Source organism: Bacillus bingmayongensis, from assembly GCF_000299035.1.
Lineage (GTDB): Bacteria > Bacillota > Bacilli > Bacillales > Bacillaceae_G > Bacillus_A > Bacillus_A bingmayongensis.
This window is the reverse complement of sequence record NZ_AKCS01000019.1, coordinates 44644-59146: the sequence shown is the minus strand read 5'-3', so window position 1 is coordinate 59146 and position 14503 is coordinate 44644. Positions and strand designations below refer to the sequence as shown.

The window sequence follows — 14503 nt, the reverse complement described above, 5'->3', positions numbered from 1 at the left end:
TCAGTTTTCAGAGAACTCGTTTGTCGCTCATTTGCGACTTCCTTATGTTAACATCTTCATTTTTCAATGTCAACTAAGTTTTTTAAATTTCTTTTTTCGCTTTCTGCTGTTTCGCATCAGCGACGGTTATTAATTTACCATACATTAAACCATATCGTCAACACCTTTTAATAAAAAATTCTTTTTCTTACATAACGGATGCACTCTTCTGCATTTGTTACTCTTCGAAACAAACAAAAAATAATTTTATATCGTTCTTCCATTGTCTTTTTTACGACATCATGTATTCGCTCATCTGCAAAATCAAATAAAAGCTCATCTAACTCTCTCTTCAATAAATATTCTATTTCTTTCTGTTCTTCTTTTGTAATCATAATCCCAAGCAAACTATCACCTCAACAATTACTCATATGTCTATGTATACACAATAACGCAATCCGTTCATCAACTCTAATAACATTGTCATTCTACGCATCACCACTAAAATCAAACATCAAACTATAACGTCCATTATATCCATTTCCTACGATATTAATCGTTCAGTTCTCTTTTCAACTTTTTGAGCATATAAGTAACTGAAAAGGATTGGACAAAGGGGCGGAGTATTATGTTTTTCTTTTTTATAACAAGTAAACGTAAATTTAAGCACATTAGTTTAATTATTGTACTGTCCTTATTTACAGCATGGCTTCTCTTTTTAAAGACATATTCTCATCAATCTGCTTTTTCAACTGCAACTGGTCCAAAAGTCATTTACAAAGGCGATACCGCAAAAAAACAAGTTGCATTAACATTCGATATTAGCTGGGGAGATAAAAAGGCGCTTCCGATTCTTGATACTTTAAAAGAAAGAGAAATTAAAAATGCAACTTTCTTCCTCTCTGCGGCATGGGCAGAAAGACACCCGGATATTGTGGAACGGATTATACAGGATGGTCACGAAATTGGCAGTATGGGATATAACTATACATCTTATACTTCTTTGGAAGCGAACGAGATGCGAAGGGATCTTTTACGTTCGCAAGATGTGTTTACAAAGCTTGGCATAAAACAAGTCAAGCTCTTGCGTCCTCCTAGCGGGGAATTTAATAAAACTGTTCTCAAAGTAGCAGAATCTCTTGGATATACCGTTGTACACTGGAGTAATAATTCAAACGACTGGAAAAATCCTGGTGTAAATAAAATTGTATCAACAGTTTCTAACAATTTACGAGGCGGAGACATCGTTTTATTACACGCTTCCGATTCGGCACTTCAAACAAATAAATCTCTACCGCTGCTCCTGCAGAAATTAAAAAGTGATGGTTATGAGCAAGTATCTGTATCACAACTTATTTCTAACACAAATACAAAAAGTAACGACGTAAAGTGAAACTTTAATCAGTGGGGATTTTCTCCATTCCCCCACTGATTATTAGCCCTCACCAATCTTGCTTTTACGGGCGGTTTATCTCTCACCTAACTTCTTTGCTTTCGCCGAATTTTGAGGTGGAAGTATTACTGCCCGCAAATAGCGGGATAAAGTAAAATCTCCCATCTTCTACGTTCCTTCGTTTCTCTAAATTTTGAGCCGGAGTCTTATCGCTTACAAATAGCGAAATAAAAGTCACTCCATACTAAAAAGAGTACAACACTTCATACGAAAGGTGTTGTACCCTTTTTTCACCCTTATCTCCTTAACTAACTGACTTACTTCTTTGTTGTCCTATTAAACGATGTAATATAAGTAACTGATATGCATTACACAACAGAAGTGGTATAACCATTAAATATAACCAATCGGTATCATTAATCCGGAGCGCCGGTACCCATTCAAGAATTGTTACGACAACCATAAAAAATAAAGCGGGTATAAATGCTTTTTTATTCGTCTCTTTACTCTTTATATAGGCTACAATCGCTCCAAATAAAAACAATATTCCAGCTACAAGAATATTATTCCCAAACGAAACATCACCATTTGCAACGAGTACCGATCTTAAATAAACAAAATCAAACAGTACAAATGCAATAAAAAAGAGCTGAACTGCATTCCAAAGAGAAGACGACCGAAACATTCCTAGTCCAAAACGATGAACTGTTAAATACGCGAAAAAGCCCATTTGACTAATTACACTAAAAATAAAACCAACACCCAGTAACCAAAAAGAAATCATTAAAACTTCTTTACCGTCAAAATTTTGAAAAAATTTAGCGTACTTGTTCCAACCTAAAATAAAACCAATAAGGATTGTACTAATCCCCCCAAGCAGCAGCGTCGTTAAAAATAGTCGTACCCATTTTCGGCTATTCACAACCCATCCCCCATTATTTATATATTTCTACTTAAATTGTAACAATGACAATTTCAAAAAGCTAGCCATGAACATGTATAAATTCCTCGAAGATATTTATATTAAAAAAGAGAACTGTGTTGAAAGGAGCTCCAGCTAATGAAACGGATGCTGCTCATTTTGGTTTCTTCGATTCTTTTTATCACACTTGTTGCCTGTGCACAAGGAGAAGAAGAGAAATCCGAATTAGATTACGATCAAACAAAGAAGATGATTGTCGATATTTTAAAAACCGATCAAGGAAAGAAAGCAATCCAAGATGTATTAACTGACGAAAAAATGAAACAAGCACTTATATTAGATGAAACTGTAGTAAAAAAAACAATCGAAGATGCCATGGTATCCGAAAAAGGGCAACAATTTTGGGAAAAGTTATTTAAAGATCCCGAGTTTTCAGCGAAATTCGCAAAAAGTATGGGAAAAGAACAAACTACCTTAATGAAAACTCTGTTAAAAGACCCTGAATACCAAGCAGGCGTTATAGAAATTATGAAAAACCCCGAAGTGCAAAAAATAATGCAACAAACAATGAAAAGCAAAGAATACCGTCAATATTTACAACAAGTATTAACAGAATCTGCTGAAAGTCCACTCTTCCAAGTTAAAATGATTGACATTATTAGCAAGGCCATCGAAAAGGCTGAAAAAGGTGGCGGAGCTGAGAAAAAAGAAGGTGGTGGAGAAGGCGGAGCGCAAGACGAAAAGCAAGAACAAAAATAAAGCGAATCTCTACACATAATAATTTCCCCACCTCTACATATATAGGGCGGGGAAATTCTCTACTTGAGATGTTTATTTTTGTTTAACTGATGTTCTATCAATAACTTGCTCAGCTATCCTCCGATAGATGACACCTGTTTTATGTGTATCCTCGTATACTGATGGTGCAAAATCCTCTTTATTCCAATCTGGTTGCTGAAGTGGAATTCGTCCTAATACATCTGTTTGTAATTCTGCGGCTAATTTATCTCCCCCGCCTTTTCCAAACACATACTCTTTCTCACCGGTTACTTTACTTTGGAAGTAAGCCATATTTTCAACAACTCCAAGAATACTATGTTCAGTACGCAAAGCCATTGCACCTGCACGAGCTGCTACAAATGCCGCTGTTGGATGAGGCGTTGTTACAATAATTTCTTTACAGGATGGTAGCATCGAGTGAACATCTAAGGCCACATCCCCTGTACCTGGTGGCAAGTCTAATACTAAGTAGTCTAAATCGCCCCATTCTACCTCTGTGAAAAAGTGATTTAACATTTTACCAAGCATTGGGCCTCTCCAAATAACAGGAGCATTGTCTTCTACAAAGAAACCCATCGAAATTACTTTTACCCCTAAACGCTCTACAGGAATAATTTTATCGCCCCTTACGATTGGACGTTTTTCGATTCCCATCATATCAGGCACACTAAAGCCATATATATCAGCGTCAATAATACCAACTTTCTTTCCTAAACGAGCTAATGAAATCGCAAGGTTTACAGAAACAGTCGATTTACCAACCCCACCTTTTCCACTTGCAACTGCTAAAAATGTTGTTTTAGAATGCGGTGATAATAAAGATTGACTTGCTTGCTCTTCCACAGGTGGTGCAAACTGCGCTAACTCGTCCTCTGTAAATTCAGCAAAACGCAAGCCAACCGTTGCTGCTCCAAGTTCTTTTACAAGTTTCACAATAGCCGACTGCAATTGCATTTGTTCAGCAGTCCCTGTTTTTACAATTGCAATTTTAACACTGACATGCTCTTTCTCAGGCTTTACAGTTACCTCTTTAATTGCATTTGTTTCTTTTAATGTTTTATTTAGAAATGGATCGGTAATCCCTTCAAGCGCTTTCACTACTTGCTCTTTCGTTACCATAATCAGCCCAGCCCCCTGTATGAAAAATAAAGTAATGTTAAATGAATTGGGTTTGTATATTTGCATTCCAAGAATAAATGCGTTTTCATTTCCAGTATAACATATTTTCCGAAAACTTCGTTAACGAGAGGAATTCAAAAATCCCCCTTATTCAGGAGGATTTCCCTTTTCCGTAAAATAACGTAGTATTCCACGGTATATTGCAGCTGCCACCTTTTGCTGATATTTCTCTGAATTTAACATATATCGTTCATTTACATTCGATAAAAATCCAGCTTCAATTAAAGCTCCCGGTGTTTTCGCATACTTAAGCAAATAAACATGAGAGATTGTTTTAGCCGAACGATTTGTATTTTCTAAACTCGTTCGTAATTCAGCCTGTATAAACTTCGCTGCTCGTTCATTTTCAATTAAAGAGCGATAGTAAAACGTTTGTGCCCCTTTGGACCCACTACTCGGCAAGGCATTTAAATGAATGCTCGCAAAAAAGTCCACATCGGGCTTATTAATAATTTCTACACGCTTTTTTAAATCCTCCGCTTTACGTCTACTATATGATTTTGTGCTTTTATCAGCTAAATCATAGTCTCCCTCTCTCGTCAAAATAACTAAAGCTCCTTGCTCCTGCAAATAATCTTGTACCATTTTTGTAATTTCAAGCGTAATATCTTTTTCTACAATGTCTTTCCCACCAACCGCTCCTCCATCTGGTCCACCATGTCCAGCATCTAGTACAATTACTTTCCCAGATAAGGGTAAGTTCCACGCTCGCCACGACTTTGTAATTTGAAATTCTTGTTTTACCAAGAAAAACAGCACAACTGCAGCAAGCATAAAAGAGATAATTCGAATTCTCTTCATACCTTTCCTCCTCTAGCTAGTCCCTCTAATTACTTATATGGGACAGGAGGAAAGTTTATGCTTTTCTTAATGCAGCTTTAAGCGATATCTTCTTTCACCCTTTTCATATCCCTCACGCCACCATGAACTAATAAATTGCGCACAGGATTCATAAAGTAATTCCTCGTCTTTTAATTCTATCTCCCTTACCGCCATACTCGTTAAAAAGTGAAATAACATTTCCGTTAATTGCTGCTCTTCTTCTAAAGCTCTATATTTTACATCAAAAAACGATTCTCCATAATAACCAAATTTGCTATATCTTGCTCCTAATAAGTACGATTCAATTCCTAATTCGATACAATAATCTTCGTACTGACGATGGAGTTCCTTCATATCAAAAGCATCACGGATATTTGATCGTAATGTTTTTAGTGATAATTCACGCAGCATCTTTCGTTCATATTTCAACTGCTTTTCTTTTTGTTTTTCTTGTAAGCTAACAATGACATTCATAGTATTTATAAACCTCCCTAATACGTATTAGTCTAAGCTTCTAAAGAAGAAGCATACGTGAGAAGGTAGCACTAAAATATTCCAAGCTATAATAAGAGGACTAAAAATAATTGAGGGTGATTACATAAATAAAAAACAACATAAAACCTTTCTTTTTAGTTGGGAGAGAGCATCCAGCCATGATGCATAGAAACGATCAGATCCTTTTTCTACCTTATGCCAAAGAGCCATACGAGTGCAGGTTACCTTTTACTCTTCGTAGCAGCGACTTATATGTTAAAAATCAAAATATATTTATCCCGCAAACTCACAATGGATGATGGGAGTTTCACTTTATATAGTTCCATTAAGCATAATAAAAAACCCCAGCCAAATAGCTGGGGTTTGAAGTTCGCAAAAATTAACGTTTTGAGAACTGAGGTGCACGACGTGCGCCTTTAAGACCGTATTTTTTACGCTCTTTCATACGTGCGTCACGAGTTAATAGACCTGCACGTTTTAATGTTAGACGGTATTCTGGGTCAGCTTTTAATAAAGCGCGAGAAATACCGTGACGAATAGCACCAGCTTGACCAGTGTATCCACCACCATTTACGTTTACAAGTACATCGTAGTTACCTAAAGTTTCTGTTGCAACTAGAGGTTGTTTCACTACTTCACGTAATGCAGCAAATGGGATATAGTTTTCAAAATCACGACCGTTAATGATAACGCGTCCTTCGCCTGGAACTAGGCGTACGCGCGCTACTGAACTCTTACGACGTCCAGTACCATAGTATTGAACCTGTGCCAAAGTAAGCCCTCCTTTAATTAATTATCCGCGAAGTTCGTAAACTTCTGGTTTTTGTGCTTGGTGTGGATGCTCTGCTCCAGCATACACATTTAATTTTTTAGACACTTGACGTCCTAAACGTCCTTTTGGAAGCATGCCTTTAATTGCAAGCTCTAACATTTGTACAGGGTAGTTTGTACGCATTTCTAGAGCTGTTCTTTGTTTAAGTCCACCTGGGTGGTTAGTGTGACGGTAGTAAATTTTATCGTTTAATTTATTACCTGTTAAATGAATTTTCTCAGCGTTAATAATAATTACATGATCACCCGTGTCAACGTGTGGTGTAAATGTTGGTTTGTTTTTACCACGTAAAATGGATGCTACTTCACTAGCTAGGCGACCTAAAGTTTGACCTTCAGCGTCAACCACATACCATTTACGCTCAACTTCGTTAGCTTTTGCCATAAAAGTCGTACGCATGTGTTTCCCTCCTCGTTATCTTTTCCATAGAAAAAATCTATTGTTTATCTTAAACACGATTTCCTTCCGGGGCTAATCGTGGTTTTAGAAACAATACCATATGTTATGATATCCTTTTGAGTTTCTAATGTCAAGCAAATGTTACACCAGGATTAGTTGTTATAGTTTACCTGCCATAAATAAAGCCCATACCCCGGCACCATCTTCCCTGCAAAACGACGATCTTGTTTTTCTAAAATCTCCGGAATGCCTCCTGGATCAATCTTGCCTTGTCCTACGCTAAGCAGCGTACCAACAATAATTCGAACCATATTATATAAAAATCCATTGCCTACAAAACGAAAAATTAATTCATCATCTTGTTCAATTAAATCTATTTCATAAATTGTGCGCACTTTATCTTTTTTATCAGTTTTTGCCGAACAAAATGAAGTAAAATCATGCGTTCCAATAAAATAAGGAATTGCCTTCCGAATAGATTCTATTTCCAATGGATATGGATACTGATATACGTAATTTCTACGGAATACATCCGCCGTTTTTGATAATAATACACGATAACGATATTCTTTTTTCTCAACACCGTAGCGCGCATGGAAATCTTCTGTTTTTTTCTCTACTTGCAGGACAACAATATCGTCTGGCAGCATCGTGTTTAAAGCATTCATCCATTGCCATTCTTCAAGAGATAATGATGTATCAAAATGAATCACCTGTCCTCTTGCATGAACAGTAGAATCTGTCCGCCCTGATGCTTGAACACGAACAGGCTCTCCTTTATGCAATTTTTGCAGTGCCTTCTCTATTTCTTGTTGCACAGTACGATGCTGCGGTTGAATTTGATAACCGCAAAAATTGATGCCATCATATGCAACTGTACATTTTATTCTTTCCATTTCTCTATTCTCCATTACGATCGCACCCATGCTAGAATACACGCTAAACAAAGTAAACTCACTATCGTCAACGTATCACTTATTTTCCAGCGTAGCTGCCTAAATTTAGTACGTCCTTCACCACTTTGATACCCACGTGCTTCCATTGCAATCGCTAAGTCCTCAGCACGTTTAAAAGCACTAATAAAAAGCGGCACAAGTAAAGAAATAACCGCCTTTAATCGATCTTTTATCGGTCCACCAGCAAAATCAATACCACGGGATGCTTGTGCTTTCATAATTTTACTCGTCTCATCCATTAATGTTGGGATAAAACGAAGAGAAATAGACATCATTAATGCGATTTCATGAACAGGAACCTTTATACGCTTTAATGGCTTTAACAACGTTTCCATACCATCGGTAATTTCAATTGGTGTTGTTGTTAATGTTAATAATGTAGTCATTAAAATAATGACAAAAAAGCGTATAGAAATATATATTCCTTGCTCTAATCCCTTTTCATGTATCGAAAACCAACCAAGCTGGAACAGTACATCTCCTTCTTTATTTGTAAAAATATGCAGAAAAAATGTAAAAAGAAAAATCCATAAGATTGGTTTTAAGCCCGAAAGTACATAACGAATCGGCACTTTTGCAAAAAATAAAGCAATGAGTGCATATAAAAATAAAAATCCATATGAAATCGCATTATTTGCTAAAAAGACAACAAATACATATAAAAAGACAATCAACAGCTTCGTACGTGGATCAAGTTGATGAATGAGCGACCTACCTGGAATATATCTCCCAATAATCAACTGCTGCATGATTCATGACCACCTTTTCGTAACACCTGTACAACTTCATGAGTAAGATCCTCTAAAGATAAGGTAGCCTTTGGAATCGTAATACCAAACTTCTCTTCAATTGCACGTTTATACTTTAAAGACATTGGAAGGCCCACACCGATTTGTTCTAACTCATCTGCATGTAAAAATACTTCCTCTGCTGTTCCTTGCAAAAAGACCGTTCCTTTATGCATAACCACAATTTGATCTGCATACTTGGCAGCATCTTCCATATTATGAGTAACTAGGATTACTGTCAAACCCTGCTCCTTATGAAGCTTATAAAACATCTCCATAAGCTCTTGCTGTCCCTTAGGGTCAAGCCCTGCTGTCGGTTCGTCTAATACGAGAACTTCAGGTTCCATTGCAAGTACACCCGCTATTGCAACACGTCTCATCTGTCCACCACTTAACTCAAATGGAGAACGCGCTAATAGCTCTGGATCCAATCCTACAAGCTCAATTGCATCCCTTGCCTTTTGTCTTGCCTCTTCTTCCGATACTCCGAAATTTGAGGGTCCAAAACAAATATCTTTCTCAACTGTTTCTTCAAATAACTGATGCTCTGGAAATTGAAAGACAACCCCTACTTTTTTTCGTAGTGGCTTTAATTTTTTTTCTTTCTTTTGCGAGGAAATCAAATGCTCCCCAATTTGGACCGTACCGTTTGTCGGCTGCAATAAACCATTTAAATGTTGAATCATCGTTGATTTGCCCGAACCAGTATGACCGATAATGGCATAATACCCTCCACTTGGAAACGACACGTTTACATCATAAAGCGCGCGTCTTTCAAATGGAGTTTTATATTGATAACGATGCTCTACTGTTTGGAATGTAATCTCCAAAGTTCGTTCACCAAACTTTCCATTGTAAGATGCGTATTCTGCAGTGGAATTTCATTTCTTTTTAATAATTCTGCTATTTTTACCGAGAATGGTACATCTAACCCAATTTCCCTAAGCATATAAGAGGACTTAAAAATTTGCTCTGGTGTACCTTCCTCTAATATTTCTCCCTGATTCAAAATGATAACACGGTCTGACTGTGCAGCTTCTTCCAAATCGTGGGTAATCGATAAAACGGTAATACCTTTTGTATCCACAAGCTTCCTAACTGTTTCAATTACTTCACGTCGTCCTTGTGGATCTAACATCGATGTTGCTTCATCCAATATTAAAATAGATGGTTGCAATGCTAACACACCTGCAATCGCAACACGTTGCTTTTGTCCACCAGATAACGAATGAGGCTCTTCGTTCAGAAACCCTTCCATTCGAACCATCTGCAGCGCTTGATTCATCCGTTCTACCATCTGTTTCCGAGGCATTCCGATATTTTCAAGACCAAATGCAACATCATCTTGCACTGTTGTCCCAACAAATTGATTATCTGGGTTTTGAAATACCATACCTATTTGTTTTCGAATATCCCATACCGTCTCTTCAGATAAAATCATTGCATTATTTACAACAATCGTTCCTGATTCCGGTAAAAATAAACCATTTAATAATTTTGCAAGTGTAGACTTTCCTGAACCATTTTGTCCAATTACAGAAACCCATTCTCCCTCATATAAAGAGAATGATACGTCTTTTAACGCATAAGAAGTTGCCCCGGGATATTGAAATGATATATTTTGCGTGCGAAGTTTCTCGTTTTTCAATGCAAGGCACCCTCTCTCATTACTCCACCAAGTTAGCCTATTTTCTATATTTAAAAAAAAAGGGCCACGACCAGTTACTTGAAAAGAACTGTCCTGCCCTTTTAATTATCATTATACTAACTCGATAATTACCATTGGTGCTGCGTCTCCGCGACGTGGACCAATTTTTGCAATACGAGTGTATCCGCCTTGACGCTCAGCATAGCGTGGAGCTACATCAGCGAATAATTTTTGAAGTGCATCTTGACCAGTCTCAGCGTTAGCAACTTCATTGCGGATGAAAGATGCAGCTTGACGGCGAGCATGAAGATCTCCGCGTTTACCTAAAGTGATCATTTTTTCCACTACAGAACGAAGTTCTTTTGCACGAGTTTCTGTCGTTTGGATGCGCTCGTTGATAATTAAATCAGTAGCTAAGTCACGTAACATAGCTTTACGTTGCGCACTTGTACGGCCTAATTTTCTGTATGCCATTCGTAGTTCCCTCCTTTGTTGATGAGATTAAATCCTCAGTCGTCTTTACGTAAGCCTAAACCTAATTCCTCAAGCTTGTGCTTAACTTCTTCTAAGGATTTACGTCCTAAGTTACGAACTTTCATCATATCTTCTTCTGTTTTGTTCGCAAGCTCTTGTACAGTATTAATTCCTGCACGTTTTAAGCAATTATAAGAACGAACAGAAAGATCAAGTTCTTCGATAGTCATCTCTAGAACTTTTTCTTTTTGATCTTCTTCCTTCTCGACCATAATCTCAGCATTTTGTGCTTCATCAGTTAAACCAACGAAGATGTTTAAATGCTCAGTTAAGATTTTGGCACCTAAAGAGATAGCTTCTTTTGGCCCGATGCTTCCATCCGTCCATACATCAAGCGTAAGCTTATCATAATTTGCCACTTGTCCGACACGTGTCTTTTCCACTTGGTAAGTCACACGTGATACTGGAGTATAAATAGAATCAATAGGAATAACTCCTATTGGTTGATCTTCGCTTTTATTTGCATCAGCTGGCGTATACCCACGGCCACGCTTTGCAGTTAAACGCACGCGGAAATGCGCATCTTTTGCTAACGTCGCAATGTATAAATCTGGATTTAAGATTTCAACATCACTATCGTGAGTAATATCAGCAGCTGTGACAATACCTTCGCCCTGTACATCGATTTCCAACGTCTTCTCTTCTTCAGAGTAGATTTTAAGAGCTAACTTTTTCAAGTTTAAGATGATCGTTGTAACGTCTTCTACTACGCCCTCAACTGTTGAAAATTCGTGTAATACGCCATCGATTTGGATAGCAGTTACAGCGGCACCAGGGAGTGAGGATAAAAGAATACGACGTAAGGAGTTACCCAAAGTAGTTCCATATCCACGCTCAAGCGGTTCAATCACGAATTTACCATACTTAGCATCTTCGTTAAGTTCAACCGTTTCGATTTTCGGTTTTTCAATTTCAATCATTAACTAAACCCTCCTTCAAAACGTCGAAACCCCGGCTAAACAAAGGAAAAACCTCTGTCTAACCGAAAGTCCCCCTTAGGCAGTTCCCGATTGTGCACAACAAGCGATGTTTCTGTACGAAATTTCTCGATAATGCATCATATCCATTATAGACAAAAGGGAAAATTCTATACAGAAAAATTAAACACGACGACGTTTTGGCGGACGACATCCATTATGAGGAACTGGAGTAACATCTCTAATTGCTGTTACTTCTAGACCTGCAGCTTGAAGAGCACGAATTGCAGCTTCACGACCAGCACCAGGACCTTTTACAGTAACCTCTAAAGTTTTTAAACCGTGCTCCATTGCAACTTTAGCAGCAGTTTCAGCAGCCATTTGCGCAGCGAATGGAGTAGATTTACGAGATCCACGGAAACCAAGTGCACCAGCACTAGACCAAGAAAGCGCGTTACCATGAGTGTCTGTAAGTGTTACGATTGTGTTGTTGAAAGTAGAACGAATATGAGCTACACCAGCTTCAATATTCTTTTTCACACGTTTTTTACGAGTGTTTGTTTTACGTGCCATTGTTAGTTCAACCTCCTTTACTTATTATTTCTTTTTATTTGCTACTGTACGACGTGGACCTTTACGTGTACGAGCATTGTTTTTAGAGTTTTGACCACGAACTGGTAAACCACGACGGTGACGAAGACCACGGTAAGAACCGATCTCCATTAGACGTTTAATGTTAAGAGATACTTCACGACGAAGGTCTCCCTCAACTTTAATACGATCGATGATATCACGGATACGTCCTAATTCGTCTTCCGTTAAATCACGAACTCGTGTTTCTTCAGAAACACCAGCTTCAGCAAGAATTTTTTCAGCAGTTGTGCGACCAATGCCGAATACGTAAGTTAAAGAAATAACAACGCGTTTGTCACGAGGAATATCTACACCTGCGATACGTGCCATTCCGAATGCACCTCCTTCTGATTAACCTTGTTTTTGTTTATGTTTAGGGTTTTCACAAATAACCATTACTTTTCCACGTCTACGAATAACTTTACATTTTTCGCAGATTGGTTTAACTGACGGTCTTACTTTCATGTCTCGAACCTCCTTAAAGATTACGGAGTGCTATATTATTTAAAACGGTACGTAATACGACCACGATTTAAATCGTACGGAGATAATTCTACCGTAACTTTGTCTCCTGGTAAAATACGAATGAAGTTCATACGGATTTTACCAGAAACGTGAGCCAATACGACATGCCCATTCTCTAATTCTACTTTGAACATAGCATTTGGCAACGTTTCAAGAACGGTACCTTCGACTTCAATTACATCATCTTTAGCCATTCAATAGTTCTCCCTTCTTCAAATCAGTAACATTTTACACTGCTCTGAAATCCCGGAGAGCCAGCTACTTATAAAGTGGTAAGGATTTCGTATCCTGCTTCTGTAAGAGCAATCGTGTGCTCGAAGTGGGCACACCATTTACCATCTACCGTTACCACTGTCCAGTCATCAGATAGTGTTTTTACATATCGTCTTCCTTGGTTCACCATCGGCTCAACACAGATAACCATTCCCGGCTTTAATCTAGGACCTTTATTTGGTGGACCATAGTGCGGGATTTGAGGGTCTTCATGTAAGTCTTGCCCGATTCCGTGACCAACATACTCCCTAACGATCGAGAATCCATTATCTTCAGCATACGTTTGAACCGCATGTGAGATATTCGATAACCTTTCGCCTGGTTTTATTTGTTCTAGACCAAGATACAACGATTTTTCTGTGACATCAAGTAGCTTTTGAACAGATTCAGAAATGTTTCCTACTGGATACGTCCATGCAGAATCTCCATGGTACCCATTGTATTTCGCACCAATATCGATACTGATGATATCGCCTGCTTGGAGCTTGCGCTTTCCTGGAATCCCATGTACAAGCTCTTCATTTACAGAAGCACAGATGCTTCCCGGAAATCCGTTGTATCCTTTAAAAGATGGCGTAGCACCATATTTTCGAATCGTCTTTTCCGCTATTTGATCGAGCTCTTTCGTTGTAATTCCTGGAGCAATATGCTTTTTCAACTCTTGATGAGTTAAAGCAACGATCTTGCCCGCTTCTCGCATGATTTCTATCTCGCGAGGAGTTTTGCAAATGATCATTACGCTAAGCCTCCGATGAGAACATCGATATCAGCAAATACTTTATTGATATCTTGCTCACCATTAATGCTTTGTAAGTAACCAAGCTCTTCATAGAAATCAAGCAAAGGTTTTGTTTGCTTAATATTTACATCTAAACGATTCGCTACAGTTTCTTCATTGTCATCAGAGCGTTGATATAATTCGCCACCACATTTATCGCACACATCAGCTTTTGCTGGTGGATTGAATTCTAAGTGATAAGTCGCACCGCACTCTTTACAAATGCGACGGCCTGTAAGACGTTTTAATAGCAATCCTGAATCCACATTAATGTTTAAAACATAGTCGATTTTTTTGCCAAGATCTTTCATTATCTCTTCAAGAGCAGATGCTTGTGCAACTGTTCGTGGGAAACCGTCTAACAAGAAGCCTTTAACACAGTCTTCTTGGCTTAAACGTTCACGAACGATTCCGATTGTAACTTCATCTGGAACAAGGGCACCTTTATCAATAAAAGATTTTGCTTGTAAACCAAGTTCAGTTTCAGCCTTCATAGCTGCACGGAACATATCTCCTGTTGAGATGTGAGGGATGTTATACTTGGCTACAATCTGTTCGGCTTGTGTACCTTTACCAGCACCAGGAAGCCCCATTAAAATTAAGTTCATCTTTGTTCCCCCTCGTAATGAGCATGTAGGGAAGATTCATCT

Annotated in this window: 21 protein-coding genes; 2 read left to right on the top strand and 19 right to left on the bottom strand. The window is 38.1% G+C overall.

Annotation, left to right across the window (positions count from 1 at the left end):
- Window positions 1-167: 167 nt before the first annotated feature.
- Window positions 168-386 (bottom strand): hypothetical protein, encoded by a 219-nt coding sequence (locus Y7E_RS0104770; RefSeq protein WP_017150152.1) that lies wholly within the window; start codon window positions 384-386, stop codon window positions 168-170.
- Window positions 387-607: 221 nt separating this feature from the next.
- On the opposite strand from Y7E_RS0104770, the gene pdaB reads away from it, so the two are divergent.
- Complete coding sequence (gene pdaB / locus Y7E_RS0104765; protein WP_017150151.1) at window positions 608-1372, top strand: polysaccharide deacetylase family sporulation protein PdaB; 765 nt, start codon at window positions 608-610, stop codon at window positions 1370-1372.
- Window positions 1373-1676: 304 nt separating this feature from the next.
- On the opposite strand, the gene Y7E_RS0104760 is transcribed toward pdaB, so the two are convergent.
- Window positions 1677-2294: a KinB-signaling pathway activation protein gene (locus Y7E_RS0104760; RefSeq protein WP_017150150.1), complete on the bottom strand. Its 618-nt coding sequence runs from the start codon at window positions 2292-2294 to the stop codon at window positions 1677-1679.
- Between the two features lie 138 nt (window positions 2295-2432).
- On the opposite strand from Y7E_RS0104760, the gene gerD reads away from it, so the two are divergent.
- Window positions 2433-3053, top strand: coding sequence for a spore germination lipoprotein GerD (gene gerD, locus Y7E_RS0104755; RefSeq protein ID WP_017150149.1), 621 nt, complete (start codon window positions 2433-2435; stop codon window positions 3051-3053).
- Between the two features lie 72 nt (window positions 3054-3125).
- On the opposite strand, the gene Y7E_RS0104750 is transcribed toward gerD, so the two are convergent.
- The 17 genes from Y7E_RS0104750 to Y7E_RS0104670 all read right to left on the bottom strand — a co-directional run bounded on the left by Y7E_RS0104750 (window position 3126) and on the right by Y7E_RS0104670 (window position 14461).
- Window positions 3126-4193 carry an Mrp/NBP35 family ATP-binding protein gene (locus Y7E_RS0104750; RefSeq protein WP_017150148.1) on the bottom strand — a complete coding sequence of 356 codons (1068 nt, stop codon included), beginning with the start codon at window positions 4191-4193 and terminating at the stop codon, window positions 3126-3128.
- A 147-nt stretch (window positions 4194-4340) separates the two neighbouring features.
- Window positions 4341-5054 carry an N-acetylmuramoyl-L-alanine amidase CwlD gene (gene cwlD / locus Y7E_RS0104745; RefSeq protein ID WP_017150147.1) on the bottom strand — a complete coding sequence of 238 codons (714 nt, stop codon included), beginning with the start codon at window positions 5052-5054 and terminating at the stop codon, window positions 4341-4343.
- Window positions 5055-5120: 66 nt separating this feature from the next.
- Window positions 5121-5549 carry a DUF2521 family protein gene (locus Y7E_RS0104740; protein ID WP_017150146.1) on the bottom strand — a complete coding sequence of 143 codons (429 nt, stop codon included), beginning with the start codon at window positions 5547-5549 and terminating at the stop codon, window positions 5121-5123.
- A 400-nt stretch (window positions 5550-5949) separates the two neighbouring features.
- Window positions 5950-6342 (bottom strand): 30S ribosomal protein S9, encoded by a 393-nt coding sequence (rpsI, locus tag Y7E_RS0104735; RefSeq protein ID WP_000079986.1) that lies wholly within the window; start codon window positions 6340-6342, stop codon window positions 5950-5952.
- Window positions 6343-6363: 21 nt separating this feature from the next.
- Window positions 6364-6801, bottom strand: coding sequence for a 50S ribosomal protein L13 (gene rplM, locus Y7E_RS0104730; RefSeq protein ID WP_001260793.1), 438 nt, complete (start codon window positions 6799-6801; stop codon window positions 6364-6366).
- A 152-nt stretch (window positions 6802-6953) separates the two neighbouring features.
- On the bottom strand, window positions 6954-7697 hold the full coding sequence (gene truA, locus Y7E_RS0104725; RefSeq protein ID WP_026049091.1) for a tRNA pseudouridine(38-40) synthase TruA: 744 nt from the start codon (window positions 7695-7697) through the stop codon (window positions 6954-6956).
- 14 nt (window positions 7698-7711) lie between these two features.
- Complete coding sequence (locus Y7E_RS0104720; RefSeq protein ID WP_017150144.1) at window positions 7712-8506, bottom strand: energy-coupling factor transporter transmembrane component T family protein; 795 nt, start codon at window positions 8504-8506, stop codon at window positions 7712-7714.
- Window positions 8494-9375, bottom strand: a complete 882-nt coding sequence (locus Y7E_RS0104715) for an energy-coupling factor ABC transporter ATP-binding protein (RefSeq protein WP_017150143.1) — start codon at window positions 9373-9375, stop codon at window positions 8494-8496. Before Y7E_RS0104715 ends, Y7E_RS0104720 begins: the two co-directional genes overlap by 13 nt.
- A complete protein-coding gene (locus tag Y7E_RS0104710; RefSeq protein WP_017150142.1) occupies window positions 9351-10193 on the bottom strand; it encodes an energy-coupling factor ABC transporter ATP-binding protein in 843 nt (280 codons plus the stop codon). Before Y7E_RS0104710 ends, Y7E_RS0104715 begins: the two co-directional genes overlap by 25 nt.
- Before the next feature lie 111 nt (window positions 10194-10304).
- Window positions 10305-10667: a 50S ribosomal protein L17 gene (gene rplQ, locus Y7E_RS0104705; protein WP_000331491.1), complete on the bottom strand. Its 363-nt coding sequence runs from the start codon at window positions 10665-10667 to the stop codon at window positions 10305-10307.
- A 35-nt stretch (window positions 10668-10702) separates the two neighbouring features.
- Window positions 10703-11647 carry a DNA-directed RNA polymerase subunit alpha gene (locus tag Y7E_RS0104700; RefSeq protein WP_000569645.1) on the bottom strand — a complete coding sequence of 315 codons (945 nt, stop codon included), beginning with the start codon at window positions 11645-11647 and terminating at the stop codon, window positions 10703-10705.
- Window positions 11648-11827: 180 nt separating this feature from the next.
- Window positions 11828-12217: a 30S ribosomal protein S11 gene (gene rpsK, locus Y7E_RS0104695; protein WP_000101801.1), complete on the bottom strand. Its 390-nt coding sequence runs from the start codon at window positions 12215-12217 to the stop codon at window positions 11828-11830.
- Between the two features lie 24 nt (window positions 12218-12241).
- Window positions 12242-12607 (bottom strand): 30S ribosomal protein S13, encoded by a 366-nt coding sequence (rpsM, locus tag Y7E_RS0104690; RefSeq protein WP_000090789.1) that lies wholly within the window; start codon window positions 12605-12607, stop codon window positions 12242-12244.
- Window positions 12608-12628: 21 nt separating this feature from the next.
- On the bottom strand, window positions 12629-12742 hold the full coding sequence (gene rpmJ, locus Y7E_RS0104685) for a 50S ribosomal protein L36 (RefSeq protein ID WP_000868344.1): 114 nt from the start codon (window positions 12740-12742) through the stop codon (window positions 12629-12631).
- Between the two features lie 35 nt (window positions 12743-12777).
- Entirely contained in the window at window positions 12778-12996 is a 219-nt protein-coding gene (gene infA, locus Y7E_RS0104680) for a translation initiation factor IF-1 (protein WP_001029884.1), read from the bottom strand.
- A 68-nt stretch (window positions 12997-13064) separates the two neighbouring features.
- Window positions 13065-13811: a type I methionyl aminopeptidase gene (gene map, locus Y7E_RS0104675; RefSeq protein WP_017150141.1), complete on the bottom strand. Its 747-nt coding sequence runs from the start codon at window positions 13809-13811 to the stop codon at window positions 13065-13067.
- Window positions 13811-14461, bottom strand: coding sequence for an adenylate kinase (locus Y7E_RS0104670; protein ID WP_017150140.1), 651 nt, complete (start codon window positions 14459-14461; stop codon window positions 13811-13813). Before Y7E_RS0104670 ends, map begins: the two co-directional genes overlap by 1 nt.
- Window positions 14462-14503: the final 42 nt, after the last annotated feature.

Coding starts and splice junctions, on each gene's coding strand:
- Y7E_RS0104700 (WP_000569645.1), bottom strand. CDS start 11,647: ATGATTGAAATTGAAAAACCGAAAATCGAAACGGTTGAACTTAACGAA.
- pdaB (WP_017150151.1), top strand. CDS start 608: ATGTTTTTCTTTTTTATAACAAGTAAACGTAAATTTAAGCACATTAGT.
- Y7E_RS0104670 (WP_017150140.1), bottom strand. CDS start 14,461: ATGAACTTAATTTTAATGGGGCTTCCTGGTGCTGGTAAAGGTACACAA.
- gerD (WP_017150149.1), top strand. CDS start 2,433: ATGAAACGGATGCTGCTCATTTTGGTTTCTTCGATTCTTTTTATCACA.
- infA (WP_001029884.1), bottom strand. CDS start 12,996: ATGGCTAAAGATGATGTAATTGAAGTCGAAGGTACCGTTCTTGAAACG.
- rplQ (WP_000331491.1), bottom strand. CDS start 10,667: ATGGCATACAGAAAATTAGGCCGTACAAGTGCGCAACGTAAAGCTATG.
- truA (WP_026049091.1), bottom strand. CDS start 7,697: ATGGAAAGAATAAAATGTACAGTTGCATATGATGGCATCAATTTTTGC.
- map (WP_017150141.1), bottom strand. CDS start 13,811: ATGATCATTTGCAAAACTCCTCGCGAGATAGAAATCATGCGAGAAGCG.
- rpsK (WP_000101801.1), bottom strand. CDS start 12,217: ATGGCACGTAAAACAAACACTCGTAAAAAACGTGTGAAAAAGAATATT.
- rpmJ (WP_000868344.1), bottom strand. CDS start 12,742: ATGAAAGTAAGACCGTCAGTTAAACCAATCTGCGAAAAATGTAAAGTT.
- rplM (WP_001260793.1), bottom strand. CDS start 6,801: ATGCGTACGACTTTTATGGCAAAAGCTAACGAAGTTGAGCGTAAATGG.
- Y7E_RS0104750 (WP_017150148.1), bottom strand. CDS start 4,193: ATGGTAACGAAAGAGCAAGTAGTGAAAGCGCTTGAAGGGATTACCGAT.
- Y7E_RS0104740 (WP_017150146.1), bottom strand. CDS start 5,549: ATGAATGTCATTGTTAGCTTACAAGAAAAACAAAAAGAAAAGCAGTTG.
- rpsM (WP_000090789.1), bottom strand. CDS start 12,607: ATGGCACGTATCGCAGGTGTAGATATTCCTCGTGACAAACGCGTTGTT.
- Y7E_RS0104720 (WP_017150144.1), bottom strand. CDS start 8,506: ATGCAGCAGTTGATTATTGGGAGATATATTCCAGGTAGGTCGCTCATT.
- cwlD (WP_017150147.1), bottom strand. CDS start 5,054: ATGAAGAGAATTCGAATTATCTCTTTTATGCTTGCTGCAGTTGTGCTG.